This is a genomic window from Bradyrhizobium sp. USDA 336, from assembly GCF_044908355.1.
GTDB lineage: Bacteria > Pseudomonadota > Alphaproteobacteria > Rhizobiales > Xanthobacteraceae > Bradyrhizobium > Bradyrhizobium yuanmingense.
Genome location: NZ_JBIYDC010000002.1, coordinates 6500753 through 6526080, shown reverse-complemented (window position 1 = coordinate 6526080; position 25328 = coordinate 6500753). Strand labels below are relative to the sequence as shown.

Below are 25328 nucleotides of genomic sequence, written 5' to 3'. Positions count from 1 at the left end.
CGTTGGATAACCCATGTTGACAGCGGAGGGCATTTGCCGAAATGTCATTACACACGCAATTCCTGCCAAGCCGTCCCTGCTCAAGGCGCTGCCAATGGCCCGTTCCGTCCGCCGCCGCGTGATCTTCGTGCTGTTCGACGACTGCCTGTTGCTCGACTTCGCCGGACCGCTGCAGGCCTTCGAGTTGGCCTGCGAAACGTCCAAAGCGGGGCAGGCGCCCTATGTCTGGCAGATCTGCTCGTTGAAGGGCGGGCCGGTCAAAACCTCGTCCGGTCTGGAGGTGATCACGACCGCCCTCGCTGATTGCGACCAAAAGAACATCGACACCCTCGTGGTGGGTGGGGGTCCCGGCGTCCATCGCGCCGCTGCAGAAGCCGCGCTGGTCGATTGGTTTCGCCTGGCAGCGCCGAAGGCAAGGCGCGTCTGCTCGGTCTGCACGGGTACATTCGTTCTGGCTGCGGCCGGGCTGCTGCGCGGGCGGCGCGCGGTCACCCATTGGGGTTCCTGTGACCTGCTGCGAGAAAAACATCCCGACGTTTCGGTTCAGGTCGATCCAGTCTTTGTGCATGACGGCGGCATCTGGACATCGGCAGGCGTGACGGCCGGCATCGATCTGGCGCTTACGCTGCTGGAAGATGATCTCGGCCATCGCGAGGCCATGCGCATCGCGCGCCGGCTCGTCGTTTTCCTCAAGCGGCCCGGCGGGCAGGCGCAATTCAGCGTGCCGCTGTCAATGCAGGCCTCGGAAGACCGCGCTTTCGAAACAATTTCGAGCTGGATGCAGGAAAATCTGGGCCGCGATTTGCGCGTCGAAAGTCTCGCCGAACGAGCCGGCATGAGCCCGCGCACCTTCGCGCGCGTGTTTCGCCAGAAGACCGGCCGCACCCCGGCCAAGGCGGTGGAAGAGCTTCGCGTCGAGGCCGCCCGACGCGCGCTGGAAGAGTCCGCCTCCCCTATCAAGGAAATCGCCGCGCGCGCAGGCTTTCAAAGCGAAGAGCATCTGCGCCGCGCGTTCCGCCGCCGCCTGAACGTGTTGCCGCATGACTATCGGACTCGATTCCATCAAGGGTAAAGTCAGCGACAGGCCGGCGGCGGCTCCGCGTTGGGCGTCAATCGCGTCAAATGGACGTCATCGGCAATTGTCGGTCTCGGTGGTCGCGGGCCTCGAGGAGCTAGCCTTCCAAGATCGCGACCGCACGCGTCCATCCGGCCGAGGCGCGCTCGATCTTGACCGGGAAGCATGACACCTTGAAGCCTGACGGCGGCAGCAGTTCGAGATTGTGCAGCTTCTCGAGATGACAATAGCCGATATGGCGTCCGGCCTTGTGGCCTTCCCAGATCAGGCTGGCGTCTTTCGTCTCGGCATATTTCTTCGCGGTGTGAACGAACGGCGCGTCCCAGCTCCAGCCGTCGGTGCCGGTCAGGCGCACGCCGCGCTCGAGCAGGTACATGGTTGCTTCGTAGCCCATGCCACAGCCCGACGTGACGTAGTCCTGCCGGCCATATTTGGCGCCAGCGCTGGTGTTGACCACGACGATCTCGAGCGGCTTCAGCTCGTGGCCGATGCGCTCGAGCTCGGCCTCGACGTCCTTGGCCGTTGCGACATAGCCGTCCGGCAGGTGCCGGAAGTCGAGCTTCACGCCGGGCTGGTAGCACCATTCCAGCGGCACCTCGTCGATGGTCCAGGACCGCTCGCCGCGATTCATGGTCGGGTGAAAATGCCAGGGGGCGTCGAGATGCGTGCCGTTGTGGGTGGAGAGACTGACCTGCTCCACCGCCCAGCCCTGGCCATCAGGCAGATCCTCGGCCTTCAGCCCGTCGAAGAACTGCAGCATGCGCGGCAGGCCCTGCTGATGATCGATATACTGGATCGTCGGATGATTGCCGGGCGGGTCGGCGGGCACGTCGTTCTGGAGAGGGACTGAGATGTCGATCAGCTTGCTCGTCATGGCGCTTCCTCGTCGATTGTTTTCGTTGGCGGCGTCAGCCGCGCCTTCAGACGTCCCCTTCAGGTATCTTGCCGCTCGACGCGGTTCTTCAAGATACCGATCTTCTCGACCTCGAGCTCGATCGTATCGCCATGCTCGAGAAACCAGCCGAGCTCGAGGCCGCAGCCATTGCCGACCGTGCCGGAGCCGATGAATTCACCGGGCATCAGCGTCTCGTCCTGGGAGACGTGCGCGATGATCTCCTCGAACGAAAACAGCATGCCCTCGCTCACGCCTTTCGAGCGGGTCTCGCCGTTGACGCGCGCTTCCATCTTTAGCTTGTAGGGATCACCGATCTCGTCCGGTGTCACGATCCAGGGCCCCATCACGTTGCCGCCGTCAAAACTCTTGCCCTTGGCAGGGCCGAGCCGTCCCTCCATCTCGATGCGCTGGGCGTCGCGCGCCGAGAAATCGTTGAAGATGGTGTAGCCGAAGATGTGATCCCCAGCCTTCGCAGGCGTGATGTTGGCGCCCTTGTTCTTGGTGATGATCCCGAATTCGAGCTCGTAGTCCATCACCTTGCTGTAGCGAGGCCATTTCACCGTGGTGTTGGTGCCGCGGACGCTGAAGCGGTTGGTGATGTAGAAGATCGGCTGCTTGCGATAGACCTCGGGCAATTCGCCGAGCGGCTCGGCGTCGATGCGCGCCAATGCCGCCATGTCGCCCTTGGCACGCGCGGCGAGCTTTTGCTGCCCGCGCGGCGCCTGCAGGATGTGCAGGGGAAACGACATGCCGTCCCGCATTTGCCTGGGCTCCGGGACCGGCGCGAGGATGTCGACGGCGTTGACCGCCGCCGACAGCGTCGCGTCCTGGCCGTGCTTGTCGAGCAGGGCCCGGGCCCGATCGAGCGCGCGGGGCCCGGCGTCGATCAGCGCCAGCATCGAGCCAAAGGCCGGATCGGCCCCGCCGTCCCGTGCGGCCGCGGCGGCGAGGTCGAACACCTGGCTGCTATTGCTGTGGACGGCTCCGATCTTCTCCTGACCGGCCGATCTGAATGTTGCGAGTTTCACCTTGGGCACCCCTTGTTATCGTTCGAAATATATGATCAGATAAAATATCGATAAACAAGATAGAAAAATACAAATCGGGAGAGCGCGGTGAGAGGGACACAGGTCAGGGCGATATTGGCAGGTCTCACGGTGGGCCTTGGGGTGTCCGTTGCTTCCACGGCGCCCGTGCTGGCGCAGGCCAAGATCCAGATCGGCTGCACCGCGACTTCCGACTGCGCCTCGGCCATGGTCGCGGTCGACGAAGGCATTTTTAGAAAGCACGGGCTGAACGTCGAGATGACGCCGATCGCGATCAACTCCAACATCCCGGCGGCGATCCTGTCGAATTCGATTCAGGTCGGCGGACCCACCTCCACCGTCTTCCTGCAAGCCGTCGACGGCGGCCTCGACCTCGTCGCGATTGCCGGCGCCTCGGTCATGAACCCGACCTCCAACACCGCGATCGCGGCCTTCGTCCGCAACGGCATCACAATCAAGGATCCCAAGGACTTCATCGGCAAGAAGGTCGGCGCGCCGGGCCTGAACGCCTTCCTGCACGTGCTGTTCGTGAAATGGCTGGTCGAGAAAGGCGTCGATCCCCGAAGCGTCAATTTCGTCGAGGTCACCTTCCCGACCATGGCCGACATCATCAAATCAGGCGGCGTCGATGCCGTGCTCACCGCCGAGCCGTTCATCACGCGCATGAGCAATGCGGGGCTCGGCTCGGTCGGCGCGCGCTATGGCGCCGAGCTCGGCCGCACCGATCCGATCATCTTCTATGCCGCATCCCGCGACTGGGCGGAGAAGAATGTGGCCACCGTGAAGAAGTTCCGCGAAGCGATCGCGGAGGCCGCCACGATCGTCAACAGCGACCGCGAGAAGGCCTCGGCCTCGATCGCCAAGTTCACCAAGCAGCCGCTCGATCTCGTCAAGGCGACGCCGCCGAACCAGTCCGAGCCGAACCTCAAGCCGCAAAACCTCAGCTGGTGGATCGAGGTGATGTCGTCGCAGAAGATGCTGCAATCGAAGCTCGACACCGCGAAACTGGTGCTGAACTAGGGGATATCGACGATGCCAGCTCCCGAGCGCACTCTCGAACGCCCGCCGACGGAAGCCGGCACCTTGAGCGAGCGTGCCGCAAACCTCATCGAGCAGGACATCCTGGCCGGAGATCTCGCGCCGGGATCGCGGCTCGGCATCGTCGACCTCGTGCAGCGTTACGATATCGGCGCCACGCCGCTGCGTGAAGGCCTGTCGCGGCTGATGTCGCGCGGCCTGATCGTCGGCATCGGCCAGCGCGGCTTCCGCGTCGCCGAGGTCAGCCGCGAAGATCTCGCCGACATCACCTGCATGCGGACCGCGGTCGAGATCGAGGCGGTCAGGCTGGCGATCCTGCACGGCGATGCCGCCTGGGAGGCCGGCATCATCAGCGCGCTGCATCAGATGCGCCGGCATATCGAGCGCACCGGCAACGAATTCCGCGAGGGCGCTGCGGAGTTCGACCGGCTGCACAAGGGCTTCCACACCGCGCTGCTCGCCGCCTGCGGCTCGCGGCGCATGCTGGCCGCCCACTCCGACCTCTACGACCAGGCCTACCGCTACCGCCGCGTGATGATGGGCGCCATCGACAGCGGCGAGAGATTCATCCGCAGTCACCAGATACTCGCCGACCACGTGCTCGCCCGCGACGTGGCCGCCGCGCAAAAAATGCTGGCGGCGCATCTGCACTCGACCATCGACTTCGTCTATCCGCAGGTGGGCGGAGAGCAATCATGAGCGTCGTTGCAAGGCTCAGCGAGGCGCGCGCCGCGCGGCGGCAGAAACCGCTGATCGCGTTCAATGCCGCGACGCTGCGGCTCGGCGGCAAGACCATCATCGAGAACCTCGATCTTCAGGTGCGGCCGGGCGAATTCCTCTGCATCGTCGGCGCCTCCGGCTGCGGCAAGACCACGGCGCTGCGGCTCGCCGCAGGCCTCTATCGCCCCACGAGCGGCGCGGTGACGTTTGAGGGCGAAGAGATCACCGAGCCGCGGCGCGAGGTCGCGATCGTGTTCCAGGATTACGGCAAGGCGCTGTTGCCGTGGCGGACCGCCGCCGGAAACATCTCGCTGGCGCTGGAAGCCTCGCGGGTGCCGGCGCGCGAACGCGGCGCGCGCATCGAGGCGCTGCTGCGCAAGGTCGGGTTGCCCGGCCATGCCGACAAATATCCGACTGAGATGTCAGGAGGTATGCAGCAACGGCTGCAGATCGCGCGCTGCCTTGCGCAGGAGCCGACCACGCTGCTGATGGACGAGCCGTTCGGCGCGCTGGATGCGATGACCCGGCAAGGCTTGCAGGACGAGGTCCTGTCGCTGACGCAGGCGAGCCAGACCACCGTGATCTTCGTGACCCACGATCTTGACGAGGCGATCTATCTCGGCGACCGCGTCATCGGCCTCTTGCCGCATCCCGGCCGGATCGGGATCGAGCTCGACGTCGACCTGCCGCGTCCGCGCGACCAGCTCGCCACCCGCGAACATCCGGAATTCCTGCGGCTGCGCCGGCAATTGTTCGACTTCATCAAGGCGACCGAGCATTGAGCCTCGACCGCACCAAGCCCTTGCTGCTGCCGCTGGCGCTGGTGCTGGCGTTTGAGCTCTGGGCGCGCCTCACCCATCTGCAAAGCGACAGCCTGGCGCCGCCGAGCGCAATCCTCGCGGCGCTGGCCACGGCGCTCGCCGATCTCTCGATTCCGGTCGCGACCCGCGACACGCTGTTCGCCGCCTTTGCGGGGCTTGCCATCGGCAGCGCCATCGGACTTGCGCTCGGCATTGCCTTCGGCATCTCGCGTCCCCTCGACCGGCTGATGGAGGTGACGGTCGAGGCGATCCGCCCGATTCCCTCGATCGCGCTGCTGCCGATTGCGTTGATCGCGCTCGGCTTCGGCTACCGCATGGAGATCGTGATCGTGGCGTTCGCCTGCGTCTGGCCGATGCTGATCATGACGCGCAGCGCGGTGCGCAGCATCGAGCCGCGATTGATGGAGGTATCGCGGGCCTTGCGGCTGAGCGCGCCGCAACGGATCGCGAAGATCGTGATCCCGGCCGCACTGCCGAGGATCTTCGTCGCCTTCCGCCTGTCGGCCGGGATCGCCCTGATCGTCGCCGTCACCGTCGAGATCGCCATCAACCCGATCGGCTTGGGTGCCGGCATCATGCTGGCGCAGCAGGCACTGCGCGCCGACCTGATGCTGGCCTATCTCGTCTGGATCGGCGCGATCGGCTACGCGCTGAACATGCTGTTGATCGGGGCCCAGCGCCGCCTGTTCGGCCGCGCCGCGCTCGCCGGAGACAATCCATGAAGCGCGCGGCGATCCTCTGGCGTGTCGCAAGCGTCCTCGTCGCAGCGGGCTTCATCGCGGCGTGGCAGCTCATCGCCGACCTGCGCCTGGTGTCGCCTGTGTTCCTGCCTGGTCCGGACCGCGCCTGGGCCGCTTTGGTGCGTGGCTTCGCCAGCGGCGATCTCGCGGGCAAGCTCGTCGGCACGCTGGAGCACATGGCCTATGGCTGGTTCGCCGCCTCGATCGCCGGCATTGCTCTCGGCGCGCTGATCGGCTCGTCCAAGACGATGCGCGCCTATGTCGCGCCGTCGCTGGAATTCTTAAGGCCCCTGCCGGTCTCGGCGATCATCCCGGTCGCGATCGCGATGCTCGGGCTGACGCAAGGCATGGCGCTGTTCGTGATCGCCTTCGGCGCGATCTGGCCGATCATGCTCGCCACCATTCACGGCTTTGCCGCAGTCGAGCCGCGGCTGTATGAGGTCGCCCGCTCGCTGCAGATGTCGCGCACCGCCATCATCGCCAAGATCGCCCTGCCCTCGGCATTGCCGGATATCCTCGCGGGCATGCGGCTCAGCCTGACCGTCGCGCTGATCCTCTCGGTGGTCTGCGAGATCCTGGCCGGCCTCGACGGCCTTGGTCACTGGGTCCTGCTCTCGGCACGCGCGTTTCGATCCGCCGACCTCTTCGCCGGCGTCATCCTGCTCGGTGCGACCGGATATTTGACGTCAGTTGCGATGTCACTCGTCGAGCAGCGGCTACTCGCCTGGCAGACCGCGGCGAGGTAGCGCGGCGATCCCATCGCCAAAACAAAAACGGCCCGCTTCGCGCGGGCCGTTGTCGTCTCGGATCCGGTCAATCCGAATTTGACTGCGGGGATAGGCAACCACCGATACCGACACTTGCTTCAAGCCGCAATTTGAGCGGCAGACCTTGGACGCTATCCCAGCAGCAGGTGCATCGCGGCCACGACCTCTCCACAACTCGACATCTGCCGAGCCCGGAGGCCCCTTCCCCTCCCCGGCGCGGACGCTCCCTATCGAATGTATTGCAACTAATTCGCATTTGCACTACAGATGCAAATCATTCTTACTCGCATTACATAAAAAGGGGAGGCACATGATGCGGGGGCTGCGACCGACTTGGCCAAGCGAGTTTCGCCTCAAGCAGAACCCTTTCGACTTTGACGACGGGCCCGGCGCGTCTCTCTGGACTGGTTTCCAAGAGCCGCGCGGCAGTCATTCAGGCGAGTTTCACTGGGCGTTTAACAGGCCATCAGGTTTGGTACGGGTGCCCGCAACCGCCCCCGCCGACGCTCCAGTTCCGCAGCTTTGACGGTTCGGGAAACAATCACGGACCTCGACCTCAACGCCGCCGGTACGGCGGTCGACCGCATTGGCCCCGCCCATTTCAGCGACGGCATTTCCGAGCCGCTCGATGGCCCCAACCCGCGGACCATCAGCAACGTCGTTGTCGGCGAGGGCGACGCGAACGTCCCCAACGAGCAAGGCGTGTCGGCATTCATGTACGCCTGGGGCCAGTTCATCGATCACGATCTGACGCTGACGCGCAGCGACGGCATCAATGACATCAGCATCGCGGTGCCCAACGGCGACCCTGTGTTCGGCGACGGCGCAATCATGCCCATGACCCGAGCGATCACCGATCCGTCGAGCGGAACGAGCCCGGACAACCCGGCCACTCCCCTCAATTTCAGCACCGGCTGGCTCGATGCCTCCATGGTCTACGGCTCCAACTTAGCGACGGCGACGAGCCTGCGCCTGCCCGACGGACACATGAAGGTGTCGGAGGGAGGCAATCTTCCGATCGTCAACGGCATGTTCGCTGCCGGCGATCCGCGCGCCGCAGAGAACTTTGCGCTGACTTCGCTGCACACGCTGTTCGTGCGCGAACACAATTATCAGGTCGACAAGCTGCACAATGCGCACCCGACCTGGAGCGGCGATCAGCTCTACAACTATGCGCGAGCCATCGTCACGGCGGAGATCGCGAACATCACGTATGAGGAATTTCTGCCGAACCTGCTCGGCGACGATGCGATTGCGCCTTACGGCGGTTACGACGCAAGCGTGGACCCGCGCCTTTCGCTTGAGTTCAACATCGCCTTCCGCTTCGGGCATTCGATCGTCTCCGCGGAAACCGAGAGCCTGGCGGAGAACGGCGAGGTGATCGAAGGAACGGAGCGTGAGCTCAAGGATATCTTCTTCGCACCGCCATCGGATTTCGTTGCGTCCGGCGGCGCCGACGGGCAGTTGCGCCATCTGGCGGGCGACCCGTCGCAGGCTATGGATGTTCGCATCGTCGAAGACCTGCGCAATTTCCTCTTCGACCCGCCGGTGAGCATGGATCTCGCCGCGATCAACATCCAGCGTGAGCGCGATTTCGGTGTCGGATCCCTCAACGACGTACGCGAATCGCTCGGCCTCGCCCGGTATACGGAGATCGACCAGATCACCAGCGATCCGGGAACGCGGGCGGCCTTGAAGGAGGCCTTCTCGAACAACGTCGACCTGATCGACCTTTGGACCGGGGGGCTGGCCGAGAATCATGCCGCTGGCGCGCTCGTCGGCGAGACTTTCCAGACCGTCATCGCCATGCAGTTCGGGGCCTTGCGCGATGGCGACCGATTCTGGTTTGAAAATCAGGGCTTCGACGCCAAGACATTGCAGCAGATCGAGCAGACGACGCTCGCCGACATCATCCTCCGCAACACCGATACCCAACACATTCAGGACGATGTCTTCATCGCATACACACGACACACCGGGTTAAAGGGCGGCGTGGAGTCGGAAGATCCCGATGAGCGACAGCTCGTCATCGGTTCGAACGGCAAGGACACGCTTGTCGGCGGCCCACAGGGAGATTTCCTGTTCGCCGGCACTGGAAAGCAAACACTCACGGGACTGGGCGGTGCCGACCATTTCGTCTTCGACAAGGGCGGGACCAGAGCCACGATCACCGACTTCCAGCCCGGCGTCGACAAACTCGAGTTCAAGCACGCAGAAAATCTCGGCTGGAATGATGTCCGCATCTCATCTGTGCAAGGCAATGCCATCGTGTCGGTCGGCGATGACCACATCGAACTGATTGGCGTTCGTCCCTCCGCCATTCACAAATATGATTTCATTTTCGATGTCTGAATGCGGAGCCGCAGATACCACAACGGCCGCGAGCCGTTCATGGACTTCTATCGTTGACGGGATTGAAAACGGATGAAGCGCGAACCAGACGAGCAAGGAGGATGACGATCATGCGCAGATTTTCTTTCACCTCGACACTAGCTGTCGTTGGTCTGTTGTCTATGGCATTCGCGAGCGGCGCGTTTGCCGCGGGTAATCTGGCGGGGCAGGAGCCGATCGAGGTCACAATCGAGCTCGGCAAGCCAGGGCAGCACGTGTTCGTGCCAAACAAGCTGAGGTTCGAGACCGGCAAGCTCTACAAGCTGGTGCTCAAGAACCCGAGCAACGACGCGCATTACTTCACCTCGCAGGGCTTCGCGCAGCTCATTTTCACGCGCAAGGTCCAGGCCATGGGAACGCGCGACGGCAAGTTGGCGGCGCTCGCCGAGTTCAAGGGGGCGATCCGCGAGATTGAGGTCTATCCCGGGCAAACGGCGGAATGGTGGTTCGTGCCGGTGGCGACCGGCCGCGTCACCGACCTGCGCTGCGGCATCGTTGCGGCTGACGGCCGCACGCACGCCGACCACGGCATGATAGGCGAGATCGTCATTGAATAAGCAGTTGCTGCGACGTGCTGCTGGTCCGCGGATTGTGAGCTACGATGACAGCGCCTCAGTTTGCCTCGCCGACCCGGCCAAATTCTGCACGGTTCACAGACGTGCCGTATTGCTGACCGACTCAAGCGGATTGGCACTAGCCGCGGCCTCGTCCCGGCTTTGAGACGGCCCGCGATCCTTCCCCCCAAAAACAAAAATGGCCCGCTTATCGCGGGCCATTTTCGTCTCGGATCCGGTCAATCCGAATTTGGTTGCGGGGATAGGATTTGAACCTATGACCTTCAGGTTATGAGCCTGACGAGCTACCGGGCTGCTCCACCCCGCGTTAAACCTTTGCGCGCCTTCCGTTAAGTCCTGGGGACGGTCTGTTGCGGCCGGCGCTGGTCGCGCTGGCTTTTCGCTTCCGTCCCAAAGGCTTCCTTGGAAGGCGACCCCTGGGCAATGCCCGTCGGGGTGCGGGGGGTATGTATCAAGGCGGGCTGCCTTTGGAAAGGGCTGCGGGAACGTTTTTTTCGACTTTGTGACAGGGGAATGGGCGGATTTTCGCGCCGTTTCGCGCGGTCTTGCCAGAAGTTCCACAAAGGGCCAGCTTGCGGCAACAAGATTAAGGCTGAAACGCCGGAGTGTCATTCCGGGGCGATGCGCAGCATCGAACCCGGAATCCATCTCGCAGCACGTCATGCGGCTGAATGGATTCCGGGTTCGCGCTTCGCGCGCCCCGGAATGACGCTAAATGGGGGAAACAACATTGACCGACACATTCGATTTCGTCGTCGTGGGCGCGGGCTCGGGCGGCTGCACCGCTGCGGGGCGGCTGTCGGAGGATCCGGGGACATCTGTCGCGCTGCTCGATGCGGGCGGACGCAACGACACTTGGCGGATCACGACGCCATTCGGGCTCGCGTTGCCCTACGCCGCCGCCAACTGGGCCTTCGATACCGTGCCGCAGAAGGGACTGAACGGCCGCATCGGCTACCAGCCGCGCGGCAAGGGCCTCGGCGGGTCCTCGGCGATCAACGCCATGGTCTATATCCGCGGCCACAAGTGGGATTACGACCACTGGGCCGCGCTCGGCAATTCCGGCTGGTCGTATGCGGACGTGCTGCCCTACTTCAAGGCTTCCGAAGACAACGCCGATTTCGACGGCGAATATCACGGCAAGGGCGGACCGCTGCACGTCAACCGGCTGCGCTCGGACAATCCGATCCACGACATCTTCCATCAGGCCGCGCGCGAGGCGCAGTTCCGCATCCGCGAGGACTTCAATGCCGAGGACCATGAAGGGCTCGGCAGCTACCAAGTGACCCAGCGGGGCGGCGAGCGCTGGAGCGCGGCGCGGGCTTATGTGACGCCCCATCTGGGCAAGCGGCCGAATCTGCGGCTCGAGACCGGGGCGCAAGCAACGAAAATCATGTTTGAATCAGGGCGTGCGGTCGGCATCGAATATGTGCAGGGCAAGCAGACAAAGCAGTTGCGCGCCCGCCGCGAGGTGATCCTCGCCGCCGGCGCCTTCCAGTCGCCGCAGCTCCTGATGCTGTCGGGACTAGGCGACGCCGACGCACTTGCCGCGCACGGCATCGGCGTCGTGCATCACCTGCCGGGCGTCGGGCGTAATCTGCAGGACCATCCGGACTTCGTATTCGTCTACGCCTCCGATTATCCGCACTTCGTTCACGCCTCGATCAGCCGGCTGCCATCCCTGCTGCGCGGTATCCAGCGCTATCGCCGCGAACGGCGCGGCGTGATGACGACGAATTTCGCCGAGTGCGGTGGCTTTCTGAAAACCCGGCCTGATCTCGACGTGCCTGACATCCAGCTCCACTTCGTCATCGCGATGCTCGACGACCACGGCCGCAAGAAGCACAAGGAGGCGGGCTTCTCATGCCATTTCTGTCTGCTCAGGCCGAAGAGCCGCGGCAGCATTTGGCTGAAGAGCGTCGATCCGCTCGCAGCACCGATGATCCACCCGAACTTCTTGGGCGAGGCGGAGGATCTCGAGGCGATGGTCGCCGGCTTCAAGACGACGCGGCGGCTGATGGAGACGCCTGCGATGCGGGCGCTGCAGAAGAAGGACATGTTCACATCCGAGGTGAAGACGGACGAGGACATCCGCGCAATTCTGCGCGCGCGTGTCGACACCGTCTATCACCCCGTCGGCACCTGCAAGATGGGCACCGACGCGATGGCCGTGGTCGACCCGGCGTTGAAGGTGCATGGCGTGGCAGGATTGCGCGTCGTCGACGCTTCGATCATGCCGACGCTTATCGGCGGCAACACCAATGCGCCGACCATCATGATCGGGGAGAAGGCGGCGGATATGATCCGGGGGGAGATGCGCTAAGTCGTTCTCCGTCATTGCGAGCGCAGCGAAGCAATCCAGAGTCTTTCCGCGGTGGGATTCTGGATTGCTTCGCTACGCTCGCAATGACGATGTGGATGGAACACTGCGTGTGCCAACGATCGCGACACGTGGAGACTCCCCCTCACCCGGAATTTGCTTTCGCAAGTTCCGGCCTCTCCCCGCAAGCGGGGAGAGGCGAAGAGGGGCTCAATTCAGCAAGAAGCCGCCGTCCACGGTCACCACGCTCCCCGTCATGTAGCGCGACGCATTCGATGCCAACAGCAGGATCGCGCCGTCGAGATCGGACTCGGCGCCGACGCGGCGTTGCGGGATGCGCTTGGCGAGGCGCTCGCCTGCCGGCGTCGACCAGAAGGCGTGGTTCATCTCGGTATCGATATAGCCGGGCGCGAGCGCGTTGATACGGATGTTCTGGCCCGCGAGTTCGAGCGCCATCGCTCTCGTCGCCTGGAGGATGCCGGCCTTGGAGATCGCGTAAGGCGAGAGCGCCTTCAAGACGCCGGTGCCGAGCACGGAGGCGATGTTGACGATGTTGCCCGGCTGCTTGCGCGCGATCATGCGGCGCGCCACTTCCGTCGCGAGGAAATAGGCGCCCTTGAGATTGGCACCGATCACGGCGTCCCAATCCGCCTCGGTCTGCTCGGTCGCGAGCTTCTCGATGGCGATGCCGGCATTGTTGATCAGCACGGTGACGGGGCCGAGCGCGGCCTCGGCGGCGTCGACAGCCCTGGCGATCGAGGCGGTATCGGTGACGTCGAGCGCGACTGCCGCGGCGCGACCACCCTTGCCGCGGATCTCCTCTTCCAGGCCCTTCAATTTGTCGGTCTGCCGCGCAGCGAGCGCCACGGCCGCACCATGCGCCGCCAGCACCCGGGCAAATTGCCGGCCCAGCCCCTGGCTCGCACCCGTGACGAGGATGGTTTCTTTACTGACGTCGAATAGGTCTGACATGACGCGTTCCTTGGACGGTTCCTTTAAGCTTTGGAGCCACCAATACAGACGATTTTAGCGATCTGAAACCGGAATGATCGGCTCGGCGTTCATTCGTTCCGTCGAGGCGGGGCTTTCGCGAATGAACAGTTTCGATCTCGCTGTCTACGCCGCGCTGGCAGTCGCGGTCGGCTTGGGGTTCAGGACCGGGCTGCTGCGCAGTGCCATGACCATCCTCGCTTATCTGCTCGCCGCACCCATAGCGGTGGCGCTGATGCCGCTGATCGCACCGCAGATCGCCGGCAATCCGAACTCGCCGCTGTTGCAGAACTGGATCTGGTTCTTCGCCATCTTCGTCGTCGTCGGCATGCTGTTCGGCCATATCGGCCGCATCGCGCTGAACGACACGATCGGCGAGGCCGGCCTCGGCGACCGGCTCGGCGGCGCGGCGCTCGGCGCCGTCAGGGTCGGCCTCGTCGCCACCACCTTGGTGCTGGTGTTCGATCAGATCGTGCCGACGAACCGCCAGCCGCCCTTCCTCGCCGGCTCGCATCTGCGCCCGCTGTTCTCGACCGCGGGCCAGATGGGCTTCAAGTCGCTGCCGCCGGAAGCTGCCGCCGCGATCGACCGCCTCAAGCAGGAGCGGCGGATCTGATCTGGCGCATTTGCATCGCTAGCCGCGAGGCGCATGCATTTTGGTGCGGGCCGCTCCCTTATCAGCGGCATCACAGTTGGCTAAGGTAGCCGCCGTCCAAAACCTGCCTGACATTTACGGGAGTGAAACAGTGGATCTTGGGATCAAGGGTCGCCGCGCCATCGTCTGCGCATCCAGCAAGGGCTTGGGGCGCGCCTGCGCCATCTCGCTGGCCGAGGCCGGCGTTCACGTCACGCTGACCGCGCGCGGGGCTGATGCGCTGAAGAAGACCGCCGACGAGATCCGCAAGGCCTATCCCGACGTGACCGTCACCGAGATCGTCGGCGACATCACGACGCCGGCGGGCCGCGAGGCGGTGCTGAAGGCCTGCCCCGAGCCCGACATCCTGATCAACAATGCCGGCGGCCCGCCGCCCGGCGATTTCCGCAACTGGACCCGCGACGACTGGATCAAGGCGATCGACGCCAACATGCTGACCCCGATCGAGCTGATCAAGGCGACGGTCGACGGCATGATGGCACGCAAGTTCGGCCGCATCGTCAACATTACCTCGGCCGCGGTGAAGGCGCCGATCGATATCCTCGGCCTCTCCAACGGAGCCCGCGCCGGCCTCACCGGCTTCATCGCCGGCCTGTCGCGCAAGACGGTCATCAACAACGTCACCATCAATGGCCTTCTGCCGGGCCCGTTCGAGACCGATCGCCTGACCAGCACCGCGAAGGGCGAAGCCGACAAGCGTGGCGTCACGCCGCAGCAGATCCTGGCCGAGCGCGCCAAGCTCAACCCCGCCGGCCGCTTCGGCCAGCCCGACGAATTCGGCTATGCCTGCGCCTTCCTGTGCGGCGCCAAGGCCGGCTTCATCACCGGCCAGAACATTCTGCTGGATGGTGGCGCGTTCCCGGGGACGCTGTAAAGCATCATCGCATCACGAAGGATCGTCATGCCCGGGCTTGTCCCGGGCATCCACGTTCTTTGTTCGGCAAAGTAAGACGTGGATGGCCGGGCATAGGCGAGCGGAAGCGACGCCGTCCTTCGGACGGCTATGCCCGGCCATGACGATGTGGAGGCGTCAAAGCCCGATCCTCACCGCTGCTTGGTCGGCTCGTCCTCATCCTGCTGGCTCGGAGCGGAGGAATCGGCGGTGGTGCGCTCATCGGTCCAGTCGATGCCGAATTCGTCGAGCCCGTTCGCGAGCAGATCGCCCAGCATGGGCTCGCCGAGCAGATAGTGCACCGTTTCGCGGCGTGGGCTGCCATATTCACGGCGCGCCTCCGCCGCGCGGGCGCGCAGATCGTCCCAGTCATCGATCGTGCCGTCGCCGCGGCCGAGCCAGGTCAGCGCGACGAGGTCGAGCTGCTCGTCCTCGTTCAGGGCGATCATGAAGCTCCCGAGCTCCTGGACCACGGGATCGGAGCCATCGTCGTCGAGGACGTCCATCATATCGTCGTCGGCCGCGTTCGAGCCGGAGTCGGGATCAGAAGCCCCCTCCTTGACGTCGAATTCACGCGCCTTTTCGATAATGAAGGCGACCTTCTCCGCGGAAATCGCAAGCTCTGGCATGGCGTCCTCTTCGGCTAGCATCCAGTTCCCCGCGATAACGCCACATCACCTCAGATGATCCATTGCGCCCGATGGCAGAAAACGTGCATGTTCCAGCGCAAGAGCAAGAAAATGTGGGAGGCGGCGGATGCAGTGGAAGGTGGGTAAGATCAGGATCACCAAATTCGTCGAAATGGAGACGGTCGGCTCGACCCGCTTCATCCTGCCGGCAGCGACCAATGACGAGATCCAGAAGCTGCCCTGGCTGATCCCGCATTTCGCCACCGAGGAAGGCCGGCTGAAAATGTCGATCCACTCGCTGGTGGTGGAGACGCCGACGCGCCGGATCGTGGTGGACACCGGCCTTGGCAACGACAAGCAGGGCCGCGGCGTCCCCACCTGGAACAACCGCAGCACACCCTTTCTGAAGACCATGACCGCGGCGGGGTTTCCGCCTGAGAGCATCGACACAGTGCTGTGCACGCATCTTCACGTCGACCATGTCGGCTGGAATACGCGGCTGGTTGACGGCCGATGGGTGCCGACCTTCCCGAAGGCGCGCTACGTTTTCGGCAGGACCGAATATGATCATTGGCGTGATTACACGGCCGAGCCGGACAAGGTCGCGGTGTTCAACGATTCCGTGAAGCCAGTGGTCGATGCCGGCCAGGCCGATCTGGTCCCGAGTGACCATCGGCTTTGCGAGCAGATCGAAATGATCCCAACCCCCGGTCACAGCCCGGGGCACATGAGCGTCCTGATCGAGTCCGATGGCGAGCAGGCGCTTCTGACCGGCGACGTTGCCCATCATCCCTGCCAGATGGCCCATCTCGACTGGTGCTCGACCGTGGATACCGATCCCGCGCGATCGGCGGCAAGCCGGTACGCGGTGTTCTCGCGCTTTGCCGACACGCCCACACTGGTGATCGGCGGTCATTATTCGGCCGGACATATCAAGCGGGACGGCGACGCATTCAGGTTCGTGGCGCTGGGGTGATGCCCGTTTTGGGCGGTTGAATTTCCCGCCGCCCTGTTCCAAGAAGCTATTCAACCGATCGGTCCAATCTCCAGGGAGAAACGAGAATGAAGCTTGTTCGTTATGGCGAGAAGGGTGCGGAAAAGCCCGGCCTGATCGACAGATCCGGCCAGTTGCGCGACCTGTCGGCGCATCTGAAGGACCTCACCGGCGAGGCTTATTCGCCGGAATCCCTGAAGAAGCTGGCGGCGCTCGATCCCGCCTCGCTGCCCGCCGTTTCCGGCAAGCCCCGGTTCGGCGCGCCCGTCACCGGCATCTCGAAATTCGTGGCGATCGGCCTCAACTATTCCGACCATGCCAAGGAGACCGGCGCCGAGATCCCGAGCGAGCCGATCATCTTCATGAAGGCCAATACCTCGCTGTCGGGCCCGAACGATCCGGTCGAGAAGCCGCGCGGCTCGACCAAGCTCGACTGGGAGGTCGAGATCGCCGCCATCATCGGCACCCGCGCCAAATACGTCTCGGAAGCCGACGCGCTGAACCACGTCGCCGGCTATTGCGTCTGCAACGACGTCTCCGAGCGCGCCTTCCAGATCGAGCGCCTCGGCCAGTGGACCAAGGGCAAGTCGCACGACACATTCGGCCCGCTCGGGCCGTGGCTCGCCACCAAGGACGAGATCAAGGATGTGCAGAACCTGTCGATGTGGCTCGACGTCAACGGCCAGCGTCGCCAGACCGGCTCGACCAAGACCATGATCTTCTCGATGGCCAAGTGCATCTCCTATGTCTCGCAGTTCATGACGCTCCTGCCCGGCGACGTCATCACCACGGGCACCCCGCCCGGAGTCGGCCTCGGCATGAAGCCGCCGACCTTCCTCAATGTCGGCGACGTCGTCACGCTCGGCATCGAAGGCCTCGGCGAGCAGCGCCAGGAGATCGTGGCGGCGTAAGCCGCGCATCATACACCGTCGTCATGCCCGGGCTTGACCCGGGCATCCACGTCTCACAGTCTGACTACGCGGCAAGGCGTGGATGGCCGGGTCAAGCCCGGCCATGACGAGGAGACGCCGTTCGCACAAGTTCGATTGCAGGGAATTCCCATGAAGCTCACCTTCTCCCCCGCCTCGCCCTTTGCCCGCAAGGTGCGCATCGCCGCGATCGAGCTCGGGCTGATCGACAAGATCGAATTCGTGCCAGCAAGCGTGACGCCGGGCACGGCCAACGAGGACTATTCGAAGATCACGCCGCTGAAGAAGCTGCCGGTGCTGATCACCAATGACGGCGACGTGATCCTGGATTCCTATGTCATCGTCGAATATCTCAACGAGATCGCCGGCGGCAGCCTGATCCCGGATTACGGCCCGCGGCGCTGGAAGGCCAAGACCAATCACTCGCTGATCAACGGCATGCTCGATTCCATGCTGCTGTGCCGTTACGAGAAGATGGTGCGGCCGCAGGGCCTGCAATGGCAGGCCTGGTCGGACGACCATTGGAACAGAGCCTGGACCGGCATGGCGCGCTTCGAGAACATGCCTGACGTGCTGAACGGCCCGTTCGACATCTCGCAGATCGGCCTCGTTTGCGTGCTCGGCTATGCCGACTTCCGCTTCGCCGATTGCGGCTGGCGCAAGGCCTTTCCCAAGCTCGACGCCTTCCACCAGAAGATGCTGGAGCGGCCCTCAGTGAAGATCTCGGTGCCGCCACCCGCATAAAGTTCGGGAGTTCTCATGAGCCTCAGATTCTCGGTCGGCGATCTCACCATCCATCGCGTCATCGAGCAGGAGACCTCGTTCGTCCCGGCGCTGGAGATGCTGCCGGGGCTGACGGCCGAGGTGCTGGCCGAGAACCGGGCGTGGATGCGCGAGGCGAAGGCGCTGGACGAAGAGGACGTGCTGCTGCTGTGCTTCCAGTCCTACGTAGTGAAGACGCCGCACCACACCATCCTGGTCGACAGCTGCATCGGCAACGACAAGCCGCGGCCGCGGCCGAAATGGAACATGAAGACCGACGACACCTATTTGCGCGGCCTCGGGGCCGCGGGGTTTTCGGTCGACGACATCGACTTCGTGATGTGCACGCATCTGCATGTCGACCATGTCGGCTGGAACACGCGGCTGGAAAACGGCCGCTGGGTGCCGACCTTCCCCAAGGCGCGCTATGTGTTCGCTAAGCAGGAATTCGATCACTGGTCCGCGCAGAACGAGAAGACGGAGATCCCGCCCTTCGTCGACAGCGTGTTGCCGGTGGTCGAGGCCAACAGGCACGAGCTCGTCGGCAACGACCACGAGATCGGCGACCACGTCCGCATCCTGCCGACACCTGGCCATACGCCGGGCCATATCGCCATCACGATGGGCCGCGGCAAGGACGATGCGGTGTTCTCGGGCGATCTCATCCACTCGCCACTGCAGACGCTCTATCCGGAGCTGTCGATCAAATTCGACGTCGATCCGGCCGCAGCCGCGAAAACGCGCCGCAGCTTCCTGGAACGCTATTGCGACACCGACACGCTGTGCTGCACCGCGCATTTCCCCTCGCCGTCGGTGGGGAAGATCAGGCGCAAGGGCAACGCGTTTGAATGTGTTGCGGTTTAGTCTAGCGCAGCGAGCTGTCGTAGGGTGGGCAAAGCAAAGCGTGCCCACGGTATCTCGCGTTGAACAATGGTGGGCACGGCGCTTTGCGCCTTTGCCCACCCTACGAGACTGCCCGTGTGGAGAATACGATGACCGCGCTCCCCGACATCCCCCTGCCCGCCGAAATTCGCTCGCGCACCGTCGACGGCATCAACGGCTTGCGGATGCATGTGCTGGAGGCCGGTTTCGAGACCAAGGGACGGCCCTGTATCCTCTTGCTGCACGGCTTTCCCGAGCTCGCCTTCTCCTGGCGCAGGGTGATGCCGGCGCTGGCCGCCGCTGGTTATCACGTAATCGCACCGGACCAGCGCGGCTACGGACGCACCACGGGATGGAGCGCGGAGTACGACGGCCCTCTCGCGCCGTTCTCGCTTCTCAATCTCGTGCGCGATGCGCTCGCTCTGGTGTCGGCATTCGGCTACAGGCAGGTCGATGTGGTCGGACATGATTTTGGCAGCCCGGTCGCAGCCTGGTGCGCCTTGATCCGGCCCGACGTGTTTCGTTCGGTGACGATGATGAGCGCGCCGTTCGGCGGCCCACCGGCGCTGCCGTTCGGCACGGTCGACAATCCGGCAAAGCCCGCGGTGGAAGACCCGGTGCATCGCGAGCTCGCCGCGCTGCCGCGGCCACGCAAGCACTATCAATGGTACTATTCGACACGGGAAGCCAATGCCCACATGCAGCAGGCACCGCAGGGCGTGCACGATTTCCTGCGCGCCTATTATCATCACAAGAGCGCGGACTGGACCGACAACAAGCCCTATCCGCTGCAAGCGTGGTCGGCGCAGGAGCTGGCGAAGCTGCCGACCTATTACGTGATGGACTTGCATGAGACCATGGCCGAGACGGTCGCGAAGGAAATGCCCTCTCCGGCCGCGATCGCCGCGAACCAATGGCTGCCGGACAGCCAACTTGCCCATTACAGCGCCGAGTACAGCCGCACCGGATTTCAGGGCGGGCTGCAATGGTACCGCTACGGCACGTCGGGCACGCTGAACAATGAGATGCAATTGTTTGCCGGCCGCAGCATCGACGTGCCCTCCTGCTTCATCTCGGGCAAGCAGGATTGGGGCACCTATCAACGGCCCGGCGTATTCGAGACGATGCAGCGCAGCGCGTGCACGAAGATGCTCGGTTGCCATCTCGTCGACGGCGCCGGCCATTGGGTCCAGCAGGAGCAGCCGGCCGCGGTGAGCAGGTTGCTGCTCGACTTCCTCGCTAGCGCCGGCATGGCCTGATTTGATCGGGAACCACAATCTCCATCAAACAGCCGTTGAGAGATTCGGCCAAACTGCGCATCATCTTCCAAGAACCGGAGCGGGAGAAGCGCCGTGGCCAGATCGGAATGGAGTTTCAAGAGTGCGGTCGAACTGTCGGCCGCGTTGCGTGCGAAGAAGGTCTCGGCCGTCGAGCTGGCGCAGGACGCGATCGCGCGTATCGAACGGCACGACGGCAGGATCAACGCGGTGTGCGTGCGCGACTTCGATCGCGCGCTCGCTGCGGCGCGCGAGGCGGATGCGGCGCTGGCGCGCGGCGAGCGCAAGCCGCTGCTCGGCCTGCCTACGACGATCAAGGAATCCTTCAACATCGCCGGCCTGCCGACGACCTGGGGATTCCTGCCGCAGAAGGATTTCAAGCCTGTGGAAGACGCGCTGGCCGTGGCCCGCATCAAGCAAGCCGGCGGCGTGATCCTCGGCAAGACCAACCTGCCGGTCGGCCTCGGCGACTGGCAGAGCTACAACGACATCTACGGCACCACCAACAACCCCTACGATCTCGGCCGCACGCCGGGCGGTTCGTCCGGGGGATCGGCGGCAGCCCTCGCCGCAGGCTATTGCGCGCTCGCCACCGGCTCCGACATCGGCGGCTCCCTGCGTGTGCCGGCATTTCATTGCGGCGTGTTCGCGCACAAGCCGACTCTCAATCTCTGCGCGGCGCGCGGCGAGACCCCGCCGCCGTTTCCAGCCATTCCGCGCGAGGGCGACCTCGCCGTCATCGGGCCGATGGCGCGCAATGCGGCGGATCTGTCCTTGCTGCTCGACGTCATGGCGGGACCCGATCCTCTCGACATCGGTATCGCCTACAAGCTCGATTTGCCGGCTGCGCGGCATCAGTCGCTGCGGGATTTTCGTATCCTGGTGATCGACAGCCATCCTCTGCTGCCGAGCGACCGAGATGTCCGCAGCGCGATCGACAAGCTCGCAATCGATCTTGCGAAGGCCGGCGTCACCGTCGCACGCGAGAGCGCGCTGCTCCCGGACTTCGCGGAGACGTCCCGGCTTTACATGCGCATGCTGCTGGGTTTCCTCGGCGCGTTCTTGCCTCCCGACGAGCTGGCGGATGCGCAGGCGCGGGCGAGCCAGCTGTCACCGGAGGACACCAGCCTTGACGCGGAGCGACTGCGCGGCATCACCGCGAGCCACCGCGCCTGGGTGCTCGATGCGGGGGCCCGCGCCGTCCTGCGCGCGCAATGGCGGGCGTTGTTCGGGAGCTTCGACGCGGTGATCTGCCCGATCATGCCGACGCCGGCCTTTCCGCACGATCATTCGCCGGAGCAGCGCCTGCGAACGATCAGCATCGACGGCAAGGATTACCCCTATTCCGACCAGCTCGCCTGGCCGGGCATCGCAACGCTTCCGGGCCTGCCGGCAACGGCCGTTCCGCTCGGCCTGTCGAAGGACGGCCTGCCGGTCGGCGCTCAGATCGTCGGTCCCTTCCTCGAGGACCGCACGCCGCTCAAGCTCGCCGAGCTGATCGAGCGCGAGTTCGGCGGCTTCGTGCCGCCGAAGATGTTCGATGATTGATTCCTTCACGTCATTGCGAGCAAAGCGAAGCAATCCAGACTATCTCCGCGGAGACTCCTGGATTGCTTCGTCGCGAGGGCTCCTCGCAATGACGGAGCGAAACAGCGGTTCTGGAAATCAACTATCGAACACGATCACGCTGCGTAGCGTCTTGCCCGCTTTCATGTTGGCGAAGCCCTCGTTGATCTCGGAGAGCTTCAGCTTGGCCGAGATCCAATCTTCCAGATGAAGCCGGCCGCGCAGATAGAAGTCGACCAGGCGCGGCATGTCGACGCGGAAATGGTTCGAGCCCATCGAGGAACCCTGGATCTTGCGCTCGCGCAGGAAGTCGAAGCCGTGCAGCTCGATCTTCTGCCCGAACGGGATCATGCCGACGATGGTGGCGGTGCCGCCGGAGGCGAGCATGGCGAAGGCCTGCTCGGCAGTCTCCTTGCGCCCGAGCACCTCGAAGGAATGATGCACGCCGCCATTGGTGAGGTCGCGGACCTGCTTCACGACATCGCCGTCGGCCGGGTTGATGATGTCGGTCGCGCCCAGCTTGGTCGCGAGCTGGAGTTTTGCGGGATTGGTGTCGATGGCGATGATACGACCGGCGCCGGCGATCTGCGCGCCGTTAATCGCGGCCATGCCGACGCCGCCACAGCCGATCACGGCCACGGTCTCGCCGGCCGTCACCTTCGCCGTGTTCACCACCGCGCCATAGCCGGTGATGACGCCGCAGCCGATCAGGGCGGCGAGATCGAGCGGCATGTCCTTGCGGATCTTCACGATGGCGTTTTCGTGCACCAGCATCTGCTCGGCAAAGGAGGAGAGATTGAGAAACTGGTGCAGCTTCTCCGGCTTCGACCATTGCATCCGGTTGGAGACGCCCGGCAGCATCTTCACCGTCGCGTCGGTGCAGAGCACAGTGCGGCCGGTCGTGCAATTGTCGCAGGTGCCGCAGAAGACGGAGAGACATGTGACGACATGGTCGCCCGGCTTGACATAAGTCACATCGGAGCCGACCTGCTCAACCACGCCGGCGGATTCGTGCCCGAGCACCGCCGGCAGTGGATGCGGATAGAGCCCTTCCATGAAATGCAGGTCGGAGTGGCAGAGGCCGGCGACAGCGGTCCGGATCAGCACCTCGCGCGGTCCCGGCTTCGGCAGGCTGATGTCCTCGATGACGAGCGGCTGGTTGACTTCATAGAGGACGGCGGCCTTCATCGGTGTTTCCTCGTTGTTATTGTCTCGTTCATCGTCGACTCTGCACCTCTCCCGAAGGGAGAGGTCGGAAGCGCATCGAAGATGCGATTCCGGGTGAGGGGTTCAGGTCTCACGTGAGCGCATAACCCCTCACCCGGATCGCTTACGCGATCCGACCTCTCCCTATGGGAGAGGTGAAGAGAGAGCCTACGCCGCCAGAACCAGTTCGCCAACCTCGCTCATGCTGGCTGCGCGATCGCCGAGCAGCAGTTCGCCGATCTTCGCCTGCGCGGCATTTTCCGTGAGCCGGAACGGATCGCTCGGCGTCACGCGGTGGTCGATCACGAGGCGCGACAGCAGCAGCCGGCGTGCATCGCCGCGCGTGCCATGGATGCGATGTGCTTCCCAGGCGAGCGCCACCGCGCTGGCGACATGATAGAGCGCGCTGGTGGCGCGGCGCGCATCGGCTTCGTTCTCGGACTTGGCCGCAACTTCGCGTGCGAAGCCGACGACGCGGTCGGTGAGGCCACGCAGATGATCGCGCCAGGCCTGCGGTACCGAGGCGCTGTCGCCGAGCCGGGCGTGCAGATCGGCCGCGAGCGCGGATTCCGCGCCGTGGCGGCCCACTGCCCGCCGCAGCGCATCGATCGCGACAATGTTGCCGGTGCCTTCCCAGACCGAGCCGAGATGCGCATCGCGCAGCAGGCGGGCGGTGGCGAATTCCTCGATATAGCCGATGCCGCCGCGCATCTCGAGCGCATCGCCGCAAACCTTGCGCGCATCGCGCGTGGCGCGGAATTTCAGCGTCGGGGTGAGGATGCGCAGCAGCGCCGCAGCATCCTGGCTGCCGGCCTCGGCACGGTCGAGGGCATCAGCAGTGAGGAAGCTCATCGACAGGCCCTGCTCCACCGGCAGCATGATCTTCAGCATCTGCCGCCGTCCCAGCGGTAGATCGATGATGCGCTGCCCGAACACCACGCGGTTGGTCGCGACCGTCATCGCATCGTGATAGGCGCGGCGCATCAGTGCGGTGGACTTGACGCCGTTGGAGAGCCGCGACGAATTCACCATCTCGGCCATCTGCACGAAACCACGGTCGAGCTTGCCTACGGGGTAGGCGATCGCGCCTTCGAGCTTGATCTCGCCCGAGGCCATCGAGCGGGTGCCGAGCTTGTCCTTGAGGCGCACGATCCGGTAATGGTTCTGCGTGCCGTCGTCGAGGAAGCGCGGCATCAGGAACAGGCCGACGCCGCGGGTGCCGGGCCCGGCGCCTTCGGGCCGGGCCAGCAGCATTACGACCTTGGCGTCGGCATTCGAGCAGAACCATTTCTCGCCATAGAGGCGCCAATGGTCGCCTTCCTGCACGGCGCGCGTGGTCAGCGTGCCGACGTCGGAGCCGCCTTCCTTCTCGGTCATGAACTGGCCGCCCTGGGTCAGCTTGCTCATGTCGGTCGAGGTCAGGCCATCCAGATATTTCGCCTTGAGCGCCTCGCTGCCGAAATTCGCCAAGAGCTTGGCGCAGCCATCGGTGACGTTGATCGGGCAGCCCATCCCGAATTCGGTCTGGTTGAACAGGAAGGTGAAGGCGTGCTTGGCGACAACAGGGTATTTCTCCGGCCAGCCCATGATGCCCTTAGCGTTCGAGAGCGCATGGATGCCGAACTCGCCGAACGCGGCGTTCTCCAGCTCGCGATAGGCCGGGTGATATTCGATCCATTGCACGTCGCGGCCGAACTTGTCGCGCTGGTGCAGGATGGGCGTGTGACGGTCGGCAAGACGCGCGCATTCGTCGAGATGGCCGCCGGCGAGCTCACCGAGCCGGTCGAGATGCGGCTCGATGTGGCGGAACAGATTCTCCGGCAGATGGATGCGAAGCAGGTCCGCGAGCGCGGGATCGGCGCGGTAGAAATTCATGCCCGACGTATCGGACGCCAGCAGGCCGGAGGGTGCGGCCGCGATATCTTTTGGCTGCGCTTTAACCGGTCCGGGCATGATCGTCCTCTTCGTTTCCGTCCGACGGCAATTCTTTGCGCTTGCCGCTTTGGATGATGTCGATCATGCTCCAGTCGCAGACAGCGATAAAGCCGCAAAATGTCAGGGCGGCATGATCGCCGCGAGGGAGCAACTCGCCCTGCGGAATTGTGATCGCGCCGGCTGGTTGTCTGCGCGGACCATGCATAGATCAGCGGCTCCTACT

Annotated in this window: 24 protein-coding genes and 1 tRNA gene; 17 read left to right on the top strand and 8 right to left on the bottom strand. The window is 64.2% G+C overall.

Going from position 1 to position 25328, the window contains the following annotated elements:
- Nucleotides 1-13: 13 nt before the first annotated feature.
- Entirely contained in the window at nt 14-1072 is a 1059-nt protein-coding gene (locus ABIA45_RS31585; protein ID WP_271545969.1) for a GlxA family transcriptional regulator, read from the top strand.
- Nucleotides 1073-1172: 100 nt separating this feature from the next.
- Here ABIA45_RS31585 and ABIA45_RS31580 read toward each other — a convergent pair whose 3' ends face one another.
- A complete protein-coding gene (locus ABIA45_RS31580) occupies nt 1173-1949 on the bottom strand; it encodes a cyclase family protein (RefSeq protein WP_271545971.1) in 777 nt (258 codons plus the stop codon).
- Between the two features lie 59 nt (nt 1950-2008).
- Nucleotides 2009-2998: a fumarylacetoacetate hydrolase family protein gene (locus tag ABIA45_RS31575; protein ID WP_271546514.1), complete on the bottom strand. Its 990-nt coding sequence runs from the start codon at nt 2996-2998 to the stop codon at nt 2009-2011.
- 129 nt (nt 2999-3127) lie between these two features.
- Between ABIA45_RS31575 and ABIA45_RS31570 the strand changes: the two genes are divergently transcribed.
- The 7 genes from ABIA45_RS31570 (at nt 3128) to ABIA45_RS31540 (ending at nt 10050) form a co-directional block, all read left to right on the top strand.
- A complete protein-coding gene (locus tag ABIA45_RS31570) occupies nt 3128-4036 on the top strand; it encodes an ABC transporter substrate-binding protein (RefSeq protein WP_333919954.1) in 909 nt (302 codons plus the stop codon).
- A gap of 12 nt (nt 4037-4048) precedes the next feature.
- The gene (locus ABIA45_RS31565) at nt 4049-4753 is read left to right on the top strand and encodes a GntR family transcriptional regulator (RefSeq protein WP_271545975.1); all 705 of its coding nucleotides are present in this window, start codon (nt 4049-4051) and stop codon (nt 4751-4753) included.
- Nucleotides 4750-5556: an ABC transporter ATP-binding protein gene (locus tag ABIA45_RS31560; protein WP_404545614.1), complete on the top strand. Its 807-nt coding sequence runs from the start codon at nt 4750-4752 to the stop codon at nt 5554-5556. Before ABIA45_RS31565 ends, ABIA45_RS31560 begins: the two co-directional genes overlap by 4 nt.
- Nucleotides 5553-6317, top strand: coding sequence for an ABC transporter permease (locus ABIA45_RS31555; RefSeq protein WP_404545612.1), 765 nt, complete (start codon nt 5553-5555; stop codon nt 6315-6317). The genes ABIA45_RS31560 and ABIA45_RS31555 overlap by 4 nt, the downstream gene beginning before the upstream one ends.
- Complete coding sequence (locus ABIA45_RS31550) at nt 6314-7081, top strand: ABC transporter permease (protein ID WP_404654731.1); 768 nt, start codon at nt 6314-6316, stop codon at nt 7079-7081. The genes ABIA45_RS31555 and ABIA45_RS31550 overlap by 4 nt, the downstream gene beginning before the upstream one ends.
- A 543-nt stretch (nt 7082-7624) precedes the next feature.
- Nucleotides 7625-9454 carry a peroxidase family protein gene (locus ABIA45_RS31545; RefSeq protein WP_404654730.1) on the top strand — a complete coding sequence of 610 codons (1830 nt, stop codon included), beginning with the start codon at nt 7625-7627 and terminating at the stop codon, nt 9452-9454.
- A 110-nt stretch (nt 9455-9564) separates the two neighbouring features.
- Nucleotides 9565-10050: a biphenyl 2,3-dioxygenase gene (locus ABIA45_RS31540; RefSeq protein ID WP_193760727.1), complete on the top strand. Its 486-nt coding sequence runs from the start codon at nt 9565-9567 to the stop codon at nt 10048-10050.
- 248 nt (nt 10051-10298) lie between these two features.
- On the opposite strand, the gene ABIA45_RS31535 is transcribed toward ABIA45_RS31540, so the two are convergent.
- Nucleotides 10299-10375: transfer RNA gene (locus ABIA45_RS31535), tRNA-Met, on the bottom strand.
- A gap of 423 nt (nt 10376-10798) precedes the next feature.
- Between ABIA45_RS31535 and ABIA45_RS31530 the strand changes: the two genes are divergently transcribed.
- Nucleotides 10799-12391: a GMC family oxidoreductase gene (locus tag ABIA45_RS31530; RefSeq protein WP_404654729.1), complete on the top strand. Its 1593-nt coding sequence runs from the start codon at nt 10799-10801 to the stop codon at nt 12389-12391.
- Nucleotides 12392-12598: 207 nt separating this feature from the next.
- Here the strand turns inward: ABIA45_RS31530 and ABIA45_RS31525 are convergent, their stop codons facing one another.
- The gene (locus tag ABIA45_RS31525) at nt 12599-13360 is read right to left on the bottom strand and encodes an SDR family oxidoreductase (protein WP_157283146.1); all 762 of its coding nucleotides are present in this window, start codon (nt 13358-13360) and stop codon (nt 12599-12601) included.
- A gap of 121 nt (nt 13361-13481) precedes the next feature.
- Here ABIA45_RS31525 and ABIA45_RS31520 point away from each other — a divergent pair, with 121 nt between their 5' ends.
- Entirely contained in the window at nt 13482-13994 is a 513-nt protein-coding gene (locus ABIA45_RS31520; RefSeq protein WP_036021099.1) for a CvpA family protein, read from the top strand.
- Between the two features lie 130 nt (nt 13995-14124).
- Nucleotides 14125-14907, top strand: a complete 783-nt coding sequence (locus ABIA45_RS31515; protein ID WP_275510782.1) for an SDR family oxidoreductase — start codon at nt 14125-14127, stop codon at nt 14905-14907.
- 170 nt (nt 14908-15077) lie between these two features.
- Here ABIA45_RS31515 and ABIA45_RS31510 read toward each other — a convergent pair whose 3' ends face one another.
- On the bottom strand, nt 15078-15554 hold the full coding sequence (locus tag ABIA45_RS31510; protein ID WP_225174984.1) for a DUF3775 domain-containing protein: 477 nt from the start codon (nt 15552-15554) through the stop codon (nt 15078-15080).
- A 127-nt stretch (nt 15555-15681) separates the two neighbouring features.
- Between ABIA45_RS31510 and ABIA45_RS31505 the strand changes: the two genes are divergently transcribed.
- The 6 genes from ABIA45_RS31505 (at nt 15682) to ABIA45_RS31480 (ending at nt 21946) form a co-directional block, all read left to right on the top strand.
- On the top strand, nt 15682-16530 hold the full coding sequence (locus tag ABIA45_RS31505) for an MBL fold metallo-hydrolase (protein WP_404654728.1): 849 nt from the start codon (nt 15682-15684) through the stop codon (nt 16528-16530).
- Between the two features lie 86 nt (nt 16531-16616).
- Entirely contained in the window at nt 16617-17459 is an 843-nt protein-coding gene (locus tag ABIA45_RS31500) for a fumarylacetoacetate hydrolase family protein (protein ID WP_035997147.1), read from the top strand.
- A gap of 150 nt (nt 17460-17609) precedes the next feature.
- A complete protein-coding gene (locus ABIA45_RS31495) occupies nt 17610-18221 on the top strand; it encodes a glutathione S-transferase family protein (RefSeq protein WP_157283150.1) in 612 nt (203 codons plus the stop codon).
- 15 nt (nt 18222-18236) lie between these two features.
- Nucleotides 18237-19103, top strand: a complete 867-nt coding sequence (locus tag ABIA45_RS31490; protein WP_404654727.1) for an MBL fold metallo-hydrolase — start codon at nt 18237-18239, stop codon at nt 19101-19103.
- Nucleotides 19104-19231: 128 nt separating this feature from the next.
- Complete coding sequence (locus tag ABIA45_RS31485; protein WP_404654726.1) at nt 19232-20380, top strand: alpha/beta fold hydrolase; 1149 nt, start codon at nt 19232-19234, stop codon at nt 20378-20380.
- A 93-nt stretch (nt 20381-20473) separates the two neighbouring features.
- On the top strand, nt 20474-21946 hold the full coding sequence (locus ABIA45_RS31480) for an amidase (protein WP_404545597.1): 1473 nt from the start codon (nt 20474-20476) through the stop codon (nt 21944-21946).
- 117 nt (nt 21947-22063) lie between these two features.
- Here ABIA45_RS31480 and ABIA45_RS31475 read toward each other — a convergent pair whose 3' ends face one another.
- From ABIA45_RS31475 to ABIA45_RS31465, 3 genes are all read right to left on the bottom strand, one after another.
- Complete coding sequence (locus tag ABIA45_RS31475; RefSeq protein ID WP_035997137.1) at nt 22064-23152, bottom strand: Zn-dependent alcohol dehydrogenase; 1089 nt, start codon at nt 23150-23152, stop codon at nt 22064-22066.
- Nucleotides 23153-23338: 186 nt separating this feature from the next.
- Nucleotides 23339-25123, bottom strand: coding sequence for an acyl-CoA dehydrogenase family protein (locus tag ABIA45_RS31470; protein WP_404654725.1), 1785 nt, complete (start codon nt 25121-25123; stop codon nt 23339-23341).
- Complete coding sequence (locus tag ABIA45_RS31465) at nt 25107-25310, bottom strand: hypothetical protein (protein WP_404545593.1); 204 nt, start codon at nt 25308-25310, stop codon at nt 25107-25109. Before ABIA45_RS31465 ends, ABIA45_RS31470 begins: the two co-directional genes overlap by 17 nt.
- Nucleotides 25311-25328: the final 18 nt, after the last annotated feature.

Coding starts and splice junctions, on each gene's coding strand:
- ABIA45_RS31470 (WP_404654725.1), bottom strand. CDS start 25,123: ATGCCCGGACCGGTTAAAGCGCAGCCAAAAGATATCGCGGCCGCACCC.
- ABIA45_RS31550 (WP_404654731.1), top strand. CDS start 6,314: ATGAAGCGCGCGGCGATCCTCTGGCGTGTCGCAAGCGTCCTCGTCGCA.
- ABIA45_RS31490 (WP_404654727.1), top strand. CDS start 18,237: ATGAGCCTCAGATTCTCGGTCGGCGATCTCACCATCCATCGCGTCATC.
- ABIA45_RS31585 (WP_271545969.1), top strand. CDS start 14: ATGTTGACAGCGGAGGGCATTTGCCGAAATGTCATTACACACGCAATT.
- ABIA45_RS31560 (WP_404545614.1), top strand. CDS start 4,750: ATGAGCGTCGTTGCAAGGCTCAGCGAGGCGCGCGCCGCGCGGCGGCAG.
- ABIA45_RS31540 (WP_193760727.1), top strand. CDS start 9,565: ATGCGCAGATTTTCTTTCACCTCGACACTAGCTGTCGTTGGTCTGTTG.
- ABIA45_RS31565 (WP_271545975.1), top strand. CDS start 4,049: ATGCCAGCTCCCGAGCGCACTCTCGAACGCCCGCCGACGGAAGCCGGC.
- ABIA45_RS31465 (WP_404545593.1), bottom strand. CDS start 25,310: ATGCATGGTCCGCGCAGACAACCAGCCGGCGCGATCACAATTCCGCAG.
- ABIA45_RS31495 (WP_157283150.1), top strand. CDS start 17,610: ATGAAGCTCACCTTCTCCCCCGCCTCGCCCTTTGCCCGCAAGGTGCGC.
- ABIA45_RS31475 (WP_035997137.1), bottom strand. CDS start 23,152: ATGAAGGCCGCCGTCCTCTATGAAGTCAACCAGCCGCTCGTCATCGAG.
- ABIA45_RS31580 (WP_271545971.1), bottom strand. CDS start 1,949: ATGACGAGCAAGCTGATCGACATCTCAGTCCCTCTCCAGAACGACGTG.
- ABIA45_RS31520 (WP_036021099.1), top strand. CDS start 13,482: ATGAACAGTTTCGATCTCGCTGTCTACGCCGCGCTGGCAGTCGCGGTC.
- ABIA45_RS31500 (WP_035997147.1), top strand. CDS start 16,617: ATGAAGCTTGTTCGTTATGGCGAGAAGGGTGCGGAAAAGCCCGGCCTG.
- ABIA45_RS31525 (WP_157283146.1), bottom strand. CDS start 13,360: ATGTCAGACCTATTCGACGTCAGTAAAGAAACCATCCTCGTCACGGGT.
- ABIA45_RS31485 (WP_404654726.1), top strand. CDS start 19,232: ATGACCGCGCTCCCCGACATCCCCCTGCCCGCCGAAATTCGCTCGCGC.
- ABIA45_RS31510 (WP_225174984.1), bottom strand. CDS start 15,554: ATGCCAGAGCTTGCGATTTCCGCGGAGAAGGTCGCCTTCATTATCGAA.
- ABIA45_RS31505 (WP_404654728.1), top strand. CDS start 15,682: ATGCAGTGGAAGGTGGGTAAGATCAGGATCACCAAATTCGTCGAAATG.